Source organism: Euzebya pacifica (assembly GCF_003344865.1).
GTDB classification, from domain to species: domain Bacteria; phylum Actinomycetota; class Nitriliruptoria; order Euzebyales; family Euzebyaceae; genus Euzebya; species Euzebya pacifica.
Genome location: NZ_CP031165.1, coordinates 2,208,810 through 2,224,668 on the forward strand (window position 1 = coordinate 2,208,810; position 15,859 = coordinate 2,224,668).

13 protein-coding genes and 2 rRNA genes are annotated in these 15,859 nt (G+C 67.6%); 11 read left to right on the top strand and 4 right to left on the bottom strand.

The window, feature by feature from the left end; translation table 11 throughout:
- Nucleotides 1–100 precede the first annotated feature (100 nt).
- Nucleotides 101–3,031, top strand: a 23S ribosomal RNA gene (locus tag DVS28_RS09215).
- A gap of 66 nt (nucleotides 3,032–3,097) precedes the next feature.
- A 5S ribosomal RNA gene (gene rrf / locus DVS28_RS09220) occupies nucleotides 3,098–3,214 on the top strand.
- 66 nt (nucleotides 3,215–3,280) lie between these two features.
- Here the strand turns inward: rrf and DVS28_RS09225 are convergent.
- From DVS28_RS09225 to DVS28_RS09235, 3 genes are read right to left on the bottom strand one after another with little or no spacing between them, the layout of a single operon-like run.
- Nucleotides 3,281–4,252, bottom strand: coding sequence for an MBL fold metallo-hydrolase (locus DVS28_RS09225; protein WP_114591184.1), 972 nt, complete (start codon nucleotides 4,250–4,252; stop codon nucleotides 3,281–3,283).
- Nucleotides 4,253–4,276: 24 nt separating this feature from the next.
- The gene (locus tag DVS28_RS09230; RefSeq protein WP_114591185.1) at nucleotides 4,277–5,569 is read right to left on the bottom strand and encodes an AI-2E family transporter; all 1,293 of its coding nucleotides are present in this window, start codon (nucleotides 5,567–5,569) and stop codon (nucleotides 4,277–4,279) included.
- A 13-nt stretch (nucleotides 5,570–5,582) separates the two neighbouring features.
- Entirely contained in the window at nucleotides 5,583–6,863 is a 1,281-nt protein-coding gene (locus tag DVS28_RS09235; protein ID WP_164710244.1) for a DUF1015 family protein, read from the bottom strand.
- Nucleotides 6,864–6,941: 78 nt separating this feature from the next.
- Here DVS28_RS09235 and DVS28_RS09240 point away from each other — a divergent pair, with 78 nt between their 5' ends.
- The 8 genes from DVS28_RS09240 to DVS28_RS09270 all read left to right on the top strand — a co-directional run bounded on the left by DVS28_RS09240 (nucleotide 6,942) and on the right by DVS28_RS09270 (nucleotide 14,800).
- Complete coding sequence (locus DVS28_RS09240; protein WP_114591187.1) at nucleotides 6,942–7,322, top strand: tetratricopeptide repeat protein; 381 nt, start codon at nucleotides 6,942–6,944, stop codon at nucleotides 7,320–7,322.
- A 126-nt stretch (nucleotides 7,323–7,448) separates the two neighbouring features.
- Nucleotides 7,449–8,261, top strand: coding sequence for a phasin family protein (locus tag DVS28_RS09245; RefSeq protein WP_114594088.1), 813 nt, complete (start codon nucleotides 7,449–7,451; stop codon nucleotides 8,259–8,261).
- A 3-nt stretch (nucleotides 8,262–8,264) separates the two neighbouring features.
- Nucleotides 8,265–8,423 carry a hypothetical protein gene (locus tag DVS28_RS28305; RefSeq protein WP_164710246.1) on the top strand — a complete coding sequence of 53 codons (159 nt, stop codon included), beginning with the start codon at nucleotides 8,265–8,267 and terminating at the stop codon, nucleotides 8,421–8,423.
- Between the two features lie 25 nt (nucleotides 8,424–8,448).
- Entirely contained in the window at nucleotides 8,449–9,312 is an 864-nt protein-coding gene (locus tag DVS28_RS09250; protein WP_114591188.1) for a TlyA family RNA methyltransferase, read from the top strand.
- 80 nt (nucleotides 9,313–9,392) lie between these two features.
- Nucleotides 9,393–10,034, top strand: coding sequence for a TetR/AcrR family transcriptional regulator (locus tag DVS28_RS09255; RefSeq protein ID WP_114591189.1), 642 nt, complete (start codon nucleotides 9,393–9,395; stop codon nucleotides 10,032–10,034).
- A gap of 70 nt (nucleotides 10,035–10,104) precedes the next feature.
- Complete coding sequence (gene recN, locus DVS28_RS09260) at nucleotides 10,105–11,781, top strand: DNA repair protein RecN (RefSeq protein ID WP_114591190.1); 1,677 nt, start codon at nucleotides 10,105–10,107, stop codon at nucleotides 11,779–11,781.
- A gap of 203 nt (nucleotides 11,782–11,984) precedes the next feature.
- On the top strand, nucleotides 11,985–12,944 hold the full coding sequence (locus DVS28_RS09265; RefSeq protein WP_114591191.1) for a hypothetical protein: 960 nt from the start codon (nucleotides 11,985–11,987) through the stop codon (nucleotides 12,942–12,944).
- Between the two features lie 110 nt (nucleotides 12,945–13,054).
- Nucleotides 13,055–14,800, top strand: coding sequence for a CTP synthase (locus tag DVS28_RS09270; RefSeq protein WP_281273537.1), 1,746 nt, complete (start codon nucleotides 13,055–13,057; stop codon nucleotides 14,798–14,800).
- A gap of 25 nt (nucleotides 14,801–14,825) precedes the next feature.
- Here DVS28_RS09270 and DVS28_RS09275 read toward each other — a convergent pair whose 3' ends face one another.
- Complete coding sequence (locus DVS28_RS09275) at nucleotides 14,826–15,131, bottom strand: PGPGW domain-containing protein (RefSeq protein ID WP_216826503.1); 306 nt, start codon at nucleotides 15,129–15,131, stop codon at nucleotides 14,826–14,828.
- 117 nt (nucleotides 15,132–15,248) lie between these two features.
- On the opposite strand from DVS28_RS09275, the gene DVS28_RS09280 reads away from it, so the two are divergent.
- Nucleotides 15,249–15,812 carry an NUDIX domain-containing protein gene (locus DVS28_RS09280; protein ID WP_114591192.1) on the top strand — a complete coding sequence of 188 codons (564 nt, stop codon included), beginning with the start codon at nucleotides 15,249–15,251 and terminating at the stop codon, nucleotides 15,810–15,812.
- Nucleotides 15,813–15,859: the final 47 nt, after the last annotated feature.

Sequence of the window (15,859 nt, forward strand, 5' to 3'; positions counted from 1 at the left end):
GAACCACATCGTCAACCCAGCATCTGTTGGGCGCGGTGCAGGCGTCATCTGCGGCCTTGTTCGTCCCTTGAGAACTCCATAGCGAGCGCGAGCATCGTCTCGGCAAGTTAGTAAGGGCACCCGGTGGATGCCTTGGCGCTAGAAGCCGATGAAGGACGTTGCAGGCTGCGATAAGCCGCGGGGAGCTGCCAAGCAAGCTTTGATCCGCGGATTTCCGAATAGGAAAACCTGGCAGGGGTTATGCCCTGTCACTCCTGAGTGAATACATAGCTCAGCGAGAGGGAACCCGGTGAAGTGAAACATCTCAGTAACCGGAGGAAAAGAAAACAACAGTGATGCCCCTAGTAGTGGCGAGCGAACGGGGTACAGCCCAAACTCACATGGTGTCAAGGTGACAGCCGTTGCCATGTGGGGGTAGTGGGACCTGATAGATCGGACTGTCATCCGGTCACAGTCGATGCACGCGGATAGCCGAAGCGACCTGGAAAGGTCCTCCGTAGTGGGTAATAGACCCGTAGGCGAAATCTGTGTGCAGCTGTTCAGTCATCCCAAGTAGCGCGGGACCCGTGAAATCCCGTGTGAATCTGTGAGGACCACCTCATAAGGCTAAACACTCTCTAGCGACCGATAGCGAACTAGTACCGTGAGGGAAAGGTGAAAAGTACCCCGGGAGGGGAGTGAAATAGTACCTGAAACCGCGTGCCTACAAGCAGTTGGAGCCCTTCGGGGTGACAGCGTGCCTTTTGAAGAATGAGCCGGCGAGTTAGCGATCAGTTGCAAGGTTAACCAGACGTTGGGAAGCCGAAGCGAAAGCGAGTCTGAACAGGGCGTTCAGTAGCTGGTCCTATACCCGAAGCGGTGTGATCTATCCATGGCCAGGTTGAAGCGCGGGTAAGACCGCGTGGAGGACCGAACCCACCTAGGTTGAAAACTGGGGGGATGAGCTGTGGATAGGGGTGAAAGGCCAATCAAACACCGTGATAGCTGGTTCTCCCCGAAATGCATTTAGGTGCAGCGTCGCGTGTTCCGTGCTGGAGGTAGAGCACTGATTGGTCGCGGGGGCCTACAAGCTTACCAACATCAGTCAAACTCCGAATGCCAGTACGCCAAGCGCGGCAGTGAGTCTGCGGGGGATAAGCTCCGTAGTCGAGAGGGAAACAACCCAGATCGCCAGCTAAGGTCCCTAAGTCATGGCTAAGTGGTAAAGAATGTGGGATGTCATAGACAACCAGGAGGTTGGCTTAGAAGCAGCCACCCTTGAAAGAGTGCGTAATAGCTCACTGGTCAAGAAATCCTGCGTCGACAATGTAACGGGGCTAAGCCATGCACCGAAGCTGCGACATGTACTTCGTACATGGGTAGGGGAGCGTTGTATTCGCAGCGAAGCGGGAGGGTGACCGACCGTGGAGCATATACAAGTGCGAATGCCGGCATGAGTAACGAAAGAGGAGGGAGGAACTCCTCCGCCGAATGTCCAAGGGTTCCTGGGGAAGGTTCATCCGCCCAGGGTAAGTCGGGACCTAAGGTGAGGCCGAAAGGCGTAATCGATGGATAACAGGTTGATATTCCTGTACTGGTCCTAGACCGTTTGACCGATGGTGTGACGCAGGAGGTTATCGCAACCCGGCCGATGGTAGAGCCGGGGTAAGTGCGTAGGCTGCAGACCAGGCAAATCCGGGCTGCACAAAGGCTGAAACACGACGCCGACACGGATAGTGGAAGTGCGAAATACCATGCTGCCAAGAAAAGCATCTAGGGAGGGCTAAGACCACCCGTACCCCAAACCAACTCAGGTGGACAGGTAGAGAATACCGAGGCGATCGAGAGAACTCTAGTGAAGGAACTCGGCAAAATGGCCCCGTAACTTCGGGAGAAGGGGTGCCCACGAGAGTGGGCCGCAGTGACTAGGCTCAAGCGACTGTTTACTAAAAACACAGGTGCATGCTAAGTCGTAAGACGACGTATATGTACTGACGCCTGCCCGGTGCTGGAACGTTACGAGGAGAGGTTAACTTCGGTGAAGCCTTGAATCTAAGCGCCAGTAAACGGCGGCCGTAACTATAACGGTCCTAAGGTAGCGAAATTCCTTGTCGGGTAAGTTCCGACCTGCACGAATGGCGTAACGACTTGAGCACTGTCTCCACTAGAGACTCGGTGAAATTGCAATACGAGTAAAGATGCTCGTTTCGCGCAGCAGGACGGAAAGACCCCGGGACCTTTACTGCAACTTGATGTTGGAGTTCGGTGTTGTTTGTGCAGGATAGGTGGGAGGCTTTGAAGCGGGCACGCCAGTGTTCGTGGAGCCAACCTTGGAATACCACCCTGGCAATATTGAGCTTCTAACCTTGGTCCGTTATCCGGATCAGGGACAGCGTCTGGTGGGCAGTTTAACTGGGGCGGTTGCCTCCTAAATTGTAACGGAGGCGCTCAAAGGTTCCCTCAGGCCGGTCGGTAATCGGCCTTCGAGTGTAAGGGCACAAGGGAGCTTTACTGCGAGACTGACAGGTCAAGCAGTTGCGAAAGCAGGACCTAGTGATCCGCCATCTTCAAGTGGGAGAGATGGCGCTCAACGGCTAAAAGGTACCCCGGGGATAACAGGCTTATCTTTCCCAAGAGTCCATATCGACGGAAAGGTTTGGCACCTCGATGTCGGCTCGTCGCATCCTGGGGCTGGAGCAGGTCCCAAGGGTTGGGCTGTTCGCCCATTAAAGCGGCACGCGAGCTGGGTTTAGAACGTCGTGAGACAGTTCGGTCCCTATCCGCTGCGCGCGTAAGAAACTTGAGAAGAGCTGCCCCTAGTACGAGAGGACCGGGGTGGACGTACCTCTGGTGTGCCGGTTGTCCTGCCAAGGGCATGGCCGGTTGGCTACGTACGGAATGGATAAGCGCTGAAAGCATCTAAGCGCGAAGCCGGCTTCAAGATGAGGTTTCTCTTTAAGGATCCCAGTAGACGACTGGGTTGATAGGCCGGATGTGGAAGGGCAGCAATGCCTGCAGCTGACCGGTACTAATAATCCGATTACTTGTCGTGATGCTCGCGCTCGCTATGTGGTTCATCCTGGGACGGGATGGAACCCTATACACAAGTTTCATAGAGTTCCGTGGTCATTGCGGAGGGGGTACACCCGGTTCCATTCCGAACCCGGAAGTTAAGCCCTCCAGCGCCGATGGTACTGCGCGGGAGACTGCGTGGGAGAGTAGGACGTCGCGGACCACCACAACTGGCCACCTTCATCACGAAGGTGGCCAGTGTGCTTTTTGTCGTCAGTCGCCATGTCGTTCAGGTGGCCACACGCCCCTGTTCCTTCAGGTCGAGATAACGGACCAGCCCCATGGCGTTGGAACGGATCCCGCTGAGGAGCTCGACGCGGCCCTTGGCGTCGGGATCGCCGTCGACGTCGGTGACCTCGGACGCGAACCGGTGGCCGAGGGTCTCCGCAACGTGATCCAGGTCCGCGTTGTCGGTCCAGGCGGCTTCGGCTGCCTCCATCCAGATCTCCAGCCGGTCCTTGGCCTCCTGCAGCGCCTCCATCGGTGGATCGACCGCCCCGTAGTGGGCGAGATGCACCGTTTCGGGGGCAAGGGACAGGTAGGTGTCCAGCGACCGCTGGGCCAGCACGTAGTCGAAGTCGGGTGGCGGGGTCGCCGGCCTGATGACATCCATGCCCGGCATCTTCACCCCCACCGAATCGCCGACGAACAGGTCGCCGGTGTCGGGGTCGAAGATGCCGATGTGGTGTTTGGCGTGTCCGGGGGTCTGGAACAGCTCCAGGCGCCGGCCACCTCCCAGATCCAGCGTCTCGCGCTCGCCCACCCCGAGGATGCGATCCTCGTCGATCGGGGTGCAGGCCCCGTAGACGGAGTCGTAGAGGGGGCCGTACACCCGCTTGGAGCTGGCGTTGAGCCGCTCCGGGTCGACCATGTGCCGGACACCGACCTCGTGCACCACGATGGTGGCGTTGGGGAACGCCTCGGCGACGTCGCCGGCACCGCCCCCGTGGTCGAGGTGGATGTGGGAGATGACCAGGTACGCGAGGTCGTCGGGGTCCAGCCCGTGGGCACGAATCCCTTCGATGACCGACTGGATCGACACCGCAGGTCCGCACTCGACCAGCGTTGGCCGGGGGGTCTGCAACAGGAAGCCGGCGGTGACCTTGGTCATCCCGGCCGTCAGGGTGTCGACCGCGGCCAGGTCGTCGCGGATGGCCTCGATGGGGGAGGGGCGGACTGGGTCGTCAGGTCTGGGGCTCATGCGAGCGGATGCTAGCCCCGTCGGTCAGGTCGCCGGGTCGGCCCTGACATCCATGGGCGGCAGCGGCCGCGGGATCTCCTGGTCGAGCTGCGCCGAGACCTCCGTCAGCTCGGCGATGAGCTCGTGGCGATGCAGGTACGTCGACGCGACTGCCTGGATGATCGCGGTCGCCGGCAGCGCAAGCAGGGCCCCGACGGCACCGAGGAGGGTGGCGCCGACGAGGACCGACACGAACGCGACGGCGGGGTGGATGTCCATCGTGGCCGCCTGCAGCCGCGGGGCGATCAGGTAGTTCTCCAGCTGCTGGTAGGTGGCGAGGAAGATCAGGACCCACAGCGCCTTCGACGGCTGGTCCGCCAACGCCACGACAAGGGCGAGGATGCCGCCGAGGTAGGTGCCGACCACCGGGACGAAGGCGCCGGTGACCCCGACCCACAGGCCCAGCGGCAGCGGGTAGGGCACCTGGATGATCGCGAGGAAGGCCGACGTGACCGCGGTGGCAACCGCCGCAAGGAGGAGGCGGGAGTAGATGTAGCCGCCCGTCTTGGCGACGGCGATCTCCCAGATGGCGAGCAGCTCGCGCTGTCGGTGCTGGGGGAGCGGACGGGCAAGCGTGGCCCGGAACCTGGGGCCGTCGGCGACGAGGTAGAACGAGACGAGCAGGACCGTCAGCCCCTGGAAGACCGCGCCGATGGCGGTGCCAGCGAGGGTGACCACGTTGCCCGCCGCGCCGAGCAGGTTGCCGGCCATGGACGTGAGGCTGTCCTGCAGTGTGCTGGTGAGGTCGCTCCCGATCGCCAGCAGCTCCTGGTTGACGTCGGACCCCGGGTCGAGCTCGAGGTCGACGAACGGCAGGTGCTGGACCAGGTCGTTGAGCTCCGCCACCGAGCGGGGGACCGACCGGAGCAGCTCGCTGACCTGGTCGACCAACAACGGGATGATCGAGCCGAAGCTGGCCGCCATGGCGAGGAACACGCCGAAGAACACCAGCGCGGTGGCCGGTCCACGGCGCCACCCCCACCTGCGTCCCATGAACTGGACCGCCGGCTCCACCGCGAACGCGATGAACAGCGACACGAGCAACATCACCAGGATCGTGCGGAGGGACGCGATCATCAGCACCGCGCCGTAGCTGAGGACCACGACGCCGATCAGGCTGGCAAGCTGCCCCGGCGCGGGCAGGTCGCGCCAGCCACGACGGACCTCGTCGTCGAACTCCCGCGGCCCGTCCGGCGTCGCCGGAGCCGCGGCAGGCAGGACCGGAGTCTCGGTGGGGGCACCCGCCGAAGGGTCGGGATCCTCTGGTGTGGTCGCCATCCGGCGCAACGTATCAGGGCGAGGTCCGCTCGGCGGGAACCTCTGTGTCGAGCCGCCGCATCACCAGACCCGCACGCGGCTTGGGCCAGAACCATGTCGTCTTGGCGGGCATCCGCAGGCCGGATCGAGCGACCTCGAGCACCTGCTGGACGGTGGGTGGGGACAGCAGCACCAACGCGTCGGGCGGAACCGTCCCATCGGTTGCCGCTGGTGCCGTCAACGCCGTGACCGCCGCGTCGACCTCGGCGATCGCCCGGTCGTCGACGACGCCCATGACGGGGAAGAGGACCTCGCGCAGCACGACCATGTCCAGCTGGCGAAGGACGTCGGGGATGCCGAGGTCGACGAGCAGCGGTTCGCCGGTGCCGTTGTGCAGCTCGACCAGCCACGTCCCGGAGGTCGTGACGACTCCGAACCGCCGGGGGCCGGGACGCTCCAGCTCAGCGGCGAGGTCCGAGGCGGACCCGGACCAGCGCTCGACCGAAACACCGTCCATCTCGGCCAGGCGGTCGGGAAGGTCCTCCCGGGTCCATCTGACGAGCCGATGGACCGCCCGAAGACGCGGCCCCTCGTGGGTGGCGTCCAGCACCATGGCCAGCGTGTGTCCGGAACCGGACGGGGCGTCGCCGAGGTCTCGCGCCAACCGGCTGGCTGCCGCCAGGCGGTGGTGGCCATCGGCGAGGACGGCGGTGACGTCGGCCAGCCCGTGCACGAGTGCCTCGATGAGGTCCTGATCCGTGATGTGCCAGAGGCGATGGACCACGTCCTGTTCGTCGGTGAAGTCGATGTCGGGCCGGCCGGCGCAGACGGACTCCAGCGTCTCGAACACGACGTCGGGGGCCCCGAGGTGGACGGCGACCACCGGTGTCAGGTCCACGGGGACGTGGCGCAGCCGGTTGGCCCGTGCCCGGGCCCGAGCCCCGTCGACGTCCTCGTGGAGCAGCAGTCGGCCCTCGTCGACGTCGGCGAGGGCGACCAGCCCGACGAGCCCGCGCTGGACGTGGCCCATGGCGCCGTCGCGTTGCTCGTAGACCACGAGGCCCGCGTCGTCGTCCTCGGCGAGGACGCCGGTCCGGGACCAGCGTTCGAGGGTGGCACGTGCGGTCGCGTACCGGCCGGCCGTCGTGACGGCCGGGTCGGTCGTCAGCAGCTCGAGCACCGTGTAGGGGTTGGAGGTGCGGTGGCTGGCGTGGTCGAACGGGTCGGGGTCGCTGTACGGCGGAGCGGACGTCTCCGACGGTGGACCGGCGGAGGCGGCCACGTATCGCAGCGCCCTGAACGCACGCAGCTTCACGCGGCCAGTCCTCCGACTTCGTCTGGGACCCTGCCGGTGGGCGGGTCCGATGGAGGACAGACGCTACCGTGGACCGTGGTGAGCGCTGGTCAACCGAACGTCTACGACCTGTTCCGCACGGCGGAGGGGCTGCTCGAGGACGGGATGTCCCACGCGGCGGTGGAGCTGGCCGAGGCAGCGGTTCGGGCCAGTCCCGAATCGGCATCGTTGCTGGAGCTGCTGGGACGGGCGCGCTACGCCGCGCGTGACCACATGGGGGCGGTCGAGGCCTTCGAGCGGCTCGAGGAGCTCGAACCGTCCAACGCCTACGCCCACTTCGGGCTCGGACGTGCGCTGGAACGAGTCGGACAGCTCGTCGATGCCCGGGCCCACCTCCGGTTGGCTGCGGCGCTCAGCGACCGCACGGTGTACGCACGCCACCTGCGCCGCGTCGAGGCGCGCCTCGAAGACGCCGCTTGAGGGGTCCGCCCGGATGGCCATCGCGTAGCGAAGGCGCCGCGTGGTTATGCTGCGTGGACCATCGACCGCCACACGATCGAATTTCGGGAGCGCACAGTGGAGTCTGCCTGGAGGAAGTACCTGGACATGGCGTCCGGCCTGACGGAGGTCCCTCGCCGCAAGGCCGAGGATGCCGTGAAGGCCCTGGTCGCCCGCGGAGAGGTTGCCGCGAACGCCAGTGAGCACCTCGTCGACAGCCTGCTGGGTCAGGTCGAGACCAACCGCAAGGCCGTGCAGAACCTTGTCGGCCAGGAGGTAGAGCGGGCGCTGAAGAACGTCGACCTCGTCCGCAAGAGCGCCCTCGATGCCCTGGAGAGCCGCATCTCCCTGCTCGAACGCGTCCGCGGGAACGACGACGACAAGGACTCGTCCTCCGGTTCGACGTCGGACACGCCGGCCCCGGCCGAGAAGGCGGCCGCGAAGAAGTCGGCCAAGAAGGCCACCGCGAAGAAGGCCCCGGCGAAGAAGAGCACCGCCAAGAAGAGCACCGCCAAGAAGGCTGCGGCCAAGTCGACGGCGAAGAAGGCGACCGCCTCGACGGGGTCTGCGACGGCGAAGAAGGCCACGGCGAAGAAGTCGACGACGGCGAAGAAGACCGCGGCCAAGACGACGGCCAAGAAAGCCACCGCCAAGAAGGCCACCGCCAAGAAGAGCACCGCGAAGAAGAGCAACGCCGCCAAGTCGACGGCGAAGAAGGCCACCGCCAAGAAGTCGACGACGGCGAAGAAGACCGCGGCCAAGGCGACCGCCAAGAAGAGCACCGCCAAGAAGAGCACCGCCAAGAAGAGCACGGCCAAGAAGAGCACAGCCAAGAAGAGCACGGCCAAGAAGTCGACGGCCAAGAAGGCGACGCCGCCCGCGGCGTCGGGTGGCGACAGCGGCTCGTCGGCGGAGAGCTAGCCGATGACCGACGCCTCGGAGGTCATCGAGCGTCTCCGGACCGAGCTCGATGCGATGGACGACCTGCCCGTCGCCGAGCACGTCCAGCGGCTGACCCGCACGCTCGACACCATCGTCGGCGAGCTCGACGAGCTGGCCAGGACGATCCCTCCGGCGCGGTGACGCCCGGGCATCCAACGGGCGCTCGATGACCGCCGCCCGTCGGACCCGGCTCGACGCCGAGCTCGTGCGTCGTGAGCTCGCGCCGTCGCGGACCGTGGCCCGCGCCCTCATCGACGCCGGGTCGGTTCGGGTCGACGGCGTCGCCGTGCCCAAACCGGCCAGCCAGGTGACCCGTGACCAGGCCATCCACGTCACGGAGGAGGGGCCTCGCTTCGCCTCGCGCGGCGGCCTGAAGCTCGACGGGGCGTTGGAGGACCTCGGCGTCGACGTCGCCGGCGCGGTGGCGCTGGACGCCGGTGCGGCCCACGGGGGTTTCACCGACGTCCTGCTGCGCCGCGGCGCAGCCCACGTCGTGGCCGTCGACGTCGCCTACGGCCAGCTCGACTGGCGGCTGCGCAGCGACGACCGCGTCACGCTCCTCGAGCGCACCAACGTCCGGCACCTGACGCCCGAGGACCTCGCGCCGCACCGCCCCGACGTGATCGTGGCGGACCTCTCCTTCATCTCCCTCGGGAAGGTGCTTCCCACGTTGGCGTCGCTGGCCGCCGATCGCGCCACGGCCCTGCCGATGGTCAAACCCCAGTTCGAGGCCGGGGCGGCCGCTGTCGGCAAGGGCGGTGTGGTGCGTGACCCGGCCACCTGGATCCGGACGATGCGCGAGGTCGCGACGACCGCCGCCGAGCTGGGATTCCGGACCCTCGGCGCCGCACCGTCCCGCGCGCCCGGCCCCGCAGGCAACATCGAGTTCTTCCTGCACCTCCACCGTGGCCCCCACACCGTGCCCACGGACGAGGGCGAGTCCGCAGCATCCCGCCGCACGGACGCCGAGACGGACCTGGACGCACTCCTGGCCGCCGCTGCAGAAGCCGGTCTGGCGCTGCAGGGCTGACCGCCCGACGCGCCCCTGTCCACACCGCGTCGAGACCGGTCACGGACGGTGTCGCACGACAGCCGTAGAATGCCGAGACCATGCATCGTTCACGGCTCACGGCAGATGTCACCCTGCCCCGGGAGCCCAAGCAGGAACGAAGCCGTCGCAAGCAGGAGAAGCTCCTGAAGGCCGCGGCCGAGCTTTTCGCTGACCCGGGGTTCGAAGCGGTGACCGCAGACGTCATCGCCGCCCACGCCGGGTTCGGGACCGGCACCTTCTACAACTACTTCACCAACAAGACCCAGGCCTTCCTGATGGTCGCGGGCCAGCACGAGATGGCCGTGGCGCCCACCCTCGACCGCGTGACCGACGCCATGGCCGAGGGTGTCTCGCTCCACACCCTGGTGCAGTCCATCGTCGCCTCCGTCATCGAGGACCGACAGTCCGTCCCGTGGCTGCGCCGCACGTGGCTGCGACTCGCCCTGACCGACGACGAGGTGCAAACCGTCCAGCGCCGCCTCGACGAGGAATGGGATGCGGCCGTCGCCGGCGTGATCGACGGCATCGTGCAGTCCGGCATGGCGGAGATGCCCGCCGCCGGCGCCAAGGCCCTCGCCACCACCATCCGGGTCATGGTCGACGCCGTCAGCGACGAGGTCGTCCTCGTCGGCAGCATCACCGCCGACGAAGCGGCCCAGACCGTTGCCGACATGCTGGTCGCGCTGCTGAGCCAGCCCTGACCGCCCCGACCACAGGCCCCGTCCGTCCCGCCATGATGAGGACGGCCCCACCCGATGGAATGATCGTCACGTGCTGACCGACCTCGAAATCAGCGACCTCGGCATCATCGACGAGGTGTCCCTGGCCCTCGGGCCCGGGCTCAACGTGCTGACCGGTGAGACGGGCGCTGGCAAGACCATGGTCGTCAGCGCCCTCCAGTGGCTGCTCGGCGGCCGGGCCGACCGCGACAAGGTCCGCACCGGCGCCCGCGCGGCGATCGTCCAGGCCCGCCTGGTGCCCGCGCCGGCCTCGGCGGCCGACTGGATCGACCCCGAGGACGAGGAGCTCGTCGTCAGCCGCGAGGTCGGGGCCAAGGGGGACGGTGACGCCGCTGCCGGCCGATCGCGTGCCCGGATCGCCGGCCGCCTCTCCCCGGTGGCCAGCCTCGCGGAGGTGCTGGCACCGGTCGTGGAGATCCATTCCCAGCACGAGGCGCTGCGCCTGGCTGACCACCGGATGCAACGAGCACTGCTGGACCGGTTCGGTGGCGAGGCCATCGAGCGGGCCCGTGGCGCCTACGACGTCGCCTACCGCAGCTGGACCGAGGCCCGAACCGCGCTGGAGGACGCCGAGCAGGCCATGCGCGAAGGGGCCCGGGAGGCCGACCGGCTGCGCTTCGAGGTCGACGAGATCGATTCGGTTGCCCCCGAGGAAGGGGAGGAGGATCGGCTCGACGGTGACATCGCCCGGCTCGAGCACGCCGAGTCGCTCCGGATCGCCTGCCAGACCGTCGTCGATGCCGTCCAGGAGGAGGGTGGCGCCCGCGACACGCTGGGAACCGCCATCGCCGCGCTCCGGGGGGTGGTCTCTCACGACGAGTCGTTGGCCGACCCGCTGGAGCGGCTGCAGGCGCAGATGGCCGAGGTCCAGGAGGTCGCCATCGACCTGACCAGCTACCTGGACGGGCTCGAAGCCGACCCGTCGGCGCTCGACCACATCCTCGGGCGACGGTCGGCCATCGGTGGGTTGCTCCGCAAGTACGGGCCGTCCACGGTCGAGGTGCGCGCCTACGCCGCCCAGGCCCACGAACGGCTGGCGCTGATCGACGGGGGAGAAACGCGCCTGGAGGAGCTGCGCGCCACCCTCGACGCGGCACGCCAGACCGTCGACGCGGCCGGCAAGACCCTCCGCGTGGCCCGCGAATCCGCCGGAACGGCCCTGTGCAGCACCGTCGACGGCCACCTGGCCGAGCTGTCGATGCCCGACGCGCACATGTCGGTCGACATCGTCCCTGCCGACCCCGGTCCGGACGGGGCGGACCGCATCGAGTTCCTGCTCGCCGCAAACCGCGGCCAACCGGCCCTGCCGCTGTCGCGGTCGGCCAGCGGTGGTGAACGCAGCCGCGTGGCGCTCGGCCTGCGCGTCGCGCTCGCCGACGCCGACGACACGCCGATCCTGGTCTTCGACGAGGTCGACGCAGGCATAGGCGGCGAGACAGCCCTCGCCGTCGGCCAGAAGCTCGCGACCCTGGCACGTGGCCGGCAGGTGCTGTGCGTGACCCACCTCGCCCAGCTCGCGGCCTTCGCCGACGCCCATTTCGTGGTCAGGAAGGGCGTGACGGAGGACCGCACGACCACCGCCGTCACCCGCCTGGGCGACGACGAGCGTGCCGAGGAGCTCTCGCGCATGCTGTCGGGCACCCCCGACAGCGATGCCGCGCTGACCCACGCCGCGGAGCTGCTGGAGCTCGCCCAGAAGGGCCGCTGAGGACCGAACGGCGATCATTTCTGGACCGCCGGTATCACAGCGAGCGACCTGTCCGGCAGGACCATCGGGCCACCTGCGCTCGGCGAGGCGCCGCTGTTACCTTGCGTTCAAGTCCCGTGTCGTCGCGCCCTCCCAGGGCTGCCGACGCACGATCACCCGCCCTTCTGGGCCCCCCGCCCCCCCCCGAGGACCCCTCCCCCGACGTGAGCACGCAGACCGACTTCTCGACGCTGGGCCGACTCGGCACAGCAAGCGGCACCCTCTCCGGGGGCACGCTGCGTCGTCGACTCTCGCTCCGCGGGGCCCGCACCGTCCGTCGGTCCGCGACCAGCGGCATCTCGATACCGCCCCTGCGCATCGTCCTCGCCGCTGTCGGCGTCATCCTGATCGGGCTCTTCGTCCTGGGGCTGACCGCGACGAACCAGCTCGATCGTCCCTCGCCCCTCGCTTCGCAGATCCCCTCCCTCGACCCCGTCCTTGAGGCATCCCTGCTGAGCGGCGGCACACAGATGGCCGCGACCGGCAGCCGCCTCATCGTCCCCGGTGGCGGTGCTGCCGCTGGCATGGTCGAGGTGCCCCCGGCGTTCGCCGGTGTGGAGGACCTGGCCCTCCGCCTGCCCGGTGTCGCCGACGCCGAGGTCATCTTCACCGAAGCCGACGCGCCCGAGATGCTGGCGCTTGCGCCCATCGGCGAGATGGTCACCAACGCCAACCCCACCGGCTACGACCCGGTGAAGACGTTCGAGGGGCCCGGCTACCACGTCGCCGAGGCCACGACCGGTGTGCGGCCGGCGACCGGCCTGGCCCGTGTCCTGCTGGCCCCCGGCACCCAGGTGACCAGCCCGCTGACCGGCACCGTCGTCGCGGTCGACGAGTACTCCGCTGCGGACGGTGGACGTGACTGGCGCGTCGTGGTGCAGCCCGACAACCGCGCGGACCTGCACGTCATCGTCCGTCGCCTGCAGTCCCCGACGGTGGCGGTCGGCGACCAGGTGGGTGTTGGCCAGACCGTGCTCGGTACCGTCCGCTCCGGCGACGCGGCACCGAGCGAACAGAACTCGCTGGGCCTTCCCAGCGTCTGGATCTCGATCCGACCAGCGATGTCCGAAGAGGCCATCGACCCCTATGCCCCGGCGGTAGCCGCCACCACCGCTGCCAGCTGAGCACACGGAGCGCGTTCGGCGCACGAGGGATGGTTTGAGGGGGCCAGCCTGACTGCTACGTTGGCCGAGGCTCCGCATGCCCATGGCGGCCCCATCCGACCTCGACAGTCGTGGAGGACCCATTGGCCAAGCACATCCTCGTCACCGGTGGAGTCTCGTCCTCCCTCGGGAAGGGCATCACCGCAGCGTCGCTGGGTCGCCTGCTGAAGGCCCGCGGCCTGCGGGTGACCATGCAGAAGCTGGACCCGTACGTGAACGTGGACCCCGGCACCATGAACCCGTTCCAGCACGGCGAGGTGTTCGTCACCGACGACGGGGGCGAGACCGACCTCGACCTGGGCCACTACGAGCGGTTCATCGACGTCAACCTTCCGCGTGCCTCGTCGGTGTCGACGGGTCAGGTGTACTCCACCGTCATCGCCAAGGAACGTCGCGGTGACTACATGGGCGAGACCGTGCAGGTCGTCCCGCACGTGACCAACGAGATCAAGTCGCGCATCCTGGAGCTGGCCGACGAGGCCGACGTCGTCATCACCGAGGTCGGCGGCACGGTCGGCGACATCGAGGGGCTGCCGTTCCTCGAGGCCATCCGGCAGATCCGCTACGACGTGGGCCGTGAGAACATCGTCTACGTCCACTGCGCGCTCGTCCCGTTCCTCGGCACGACCGGTGAGCTGAAGACCAAGCCGGCGCAGCACTCGGTGCGCGAGCTGCGGTCCATCGGTATCCAGCCCGACGCCGTCGTGTGCCGCTCCGACCGGCCCCTGCCGCTGGAGCTCAAGCGCAAGATCGCGATGCTGTCCGACATCGACCTCGACGGGGTCGTCAGCGCGCACGACGCCCACTCCATCTACGCCGTGCCGGCCGTCCTCCGACACGAGGGCCTGGACCGCTTCGTGGTTCGCAAGCTGGGCCTCGACCCGGCCGTCGAGCCGGACATGGCCGAGTGGGACAAGATGGTCCACCGGTTGGAGAACCCCGAGGACACCGTCACCATCGGGCTGGTCGGCAAGTACGTGTCGCTGCCCGACGCCTACCTCTCGGTCGTGGAGTCCCTCGAGCACGCGGGCATCCACCACGGCGTCGACGTCGACATCCGCTGGATCCAGTCCGACGAGCTGGCCAAGCCCGGCCAGGCCGACGAGCAGCTGGCCGGCCTCGACGGCGTCCTGGTCCCCGGTGGCTTCGGCGTGCGCGGGGTCGAGGGGAAGATCAACGCCGGTCGGTACGCCCGTGAACACCTCGTGCCGTACCTGGGTATCTGCCTCGGGTTGCAGACGGCCGTCATCGAGTTCGCCCGCAACGTGCTGGGCCTGGCGGAGGCGCACTCCTCGGAGTTCGACGCCGACACCCCGGACCCGGTCATCGACCTCATGGCCGACCAGCGTGACGTGACCGACCTGGGCGGAACCATGCGGCTGGGGATCTACCCCTGCCGCCTGGTCCCCGGCAGCAAGGCCGAGGCCGCCTACGGCGAGCCGTTCGTCTACGAACGCCACCGCCACCGCTGGGAGGTTGCCAACAAGTACCGCAACCGCCTGGCCGACGCCGGCATGATCGTGTCCGGCATGTCACCCGACCAGCGCCTCGTGGAGATGGTCGAGATCGCCGACCACCCGTGGTTCGTGGCCACGCAGGCACACCCGGAGTTCAAGTCGCGGCCGAACCGTCCGCACCCGCTGTTCCGCGACTTCGTGGGTGCGGCCCTCGAGCGGCTGCAGGCCCGTGAGGGGCGGCTTCCGCGTCCCGCAGACGACGACGCTGTCGACGAGGGCGCATCGGGCGGTGCCGCCGCCAACGGCGACCCCTCCAACGGGAAGGCGACCGACGCCGTGTCCGAGGCTGCGCTGCGCTAGAGCGGGCCCTGGACAGCGGAGGGCGTCAGTCCTCGCCGTCGGGGTGTCGGGCCGCCCGTTCGGCCCGATGCGTCGCCACCTTGTGCTTCGTCGACTCCACCGTCGACCGCCAGCGTTCCCTCGACCAGCGATGGGCGCGCTTGGCCCAGGTGTACTCGGTCGCCAGGATCGCCAGGCCGGCCACGATGCCGAGCAGACCCGGGCCCGGGGTGACGATCATCACCAGGCCAGCGGTCAGCACCGCGCCGCCGATGATGGTCACCACCAGCCGTCGTGCGGCCAGCTGCATGCGGCGGCCGACGGTGCGACGCTCTGACGGCTCGGCGGTCATGGGGCTCAGTCTGGCATCGTGGCGGCGCGGTGCCCACCGCCATGGGGGACAGATCAGGGGGAACCCCGAGTCCACCCGGGGTGTGCACGACACAACCGGTCGAGAAGGAGACACACAGTGAGTGACAGCACCACCGACGGCTACGAGGTCCTGGACTCCGAGGAGGCCTTCAGCTCCCGGTTCACCCGCATCCGGGTCGACACCGTCCGCATGCCCGACGGCAAGGTCACCGATCGCGAGATCGCCGAGCACATGTCCGCCGTCGGCGCGGTGCCGCTGGACGCCGACGGCAACGTCGTGCTGCTGCGGCAGTACCGCCACGCCTTCGGGCAGCACTTCCTCGAGGTCCCGGCCGGGAAGCTCGACGTCGAGGGGGAGGACACCGCCGAGGCGATGCAGCGCGAGCTGGCCGAGGAGGTGCAGCTGACCGCGGGGACGCTGACGCACCTGACGACGTTCACCAACTCCGCCGGGTGGACGACCGAGCGGACGACGGTGTACCTGGCGGAGGATCTGGAGCCCGCGCCGCGTCCCGACGACTTCGTCCTCGAGCACGAGGAAGCCGACATGGAGGTCATCCGCGTGCCGCTGGACGAGGCCATCGCGATGGTCCACGACGGCCGCATCGTCGACGCCAAGACGGTCGTCGGGCTGCTCGCCATCGCCTCCCTCCAGCGCTGAGTTATGTCAATCACAGCGGCTACACTGCGGACCGACCGAACACCTTC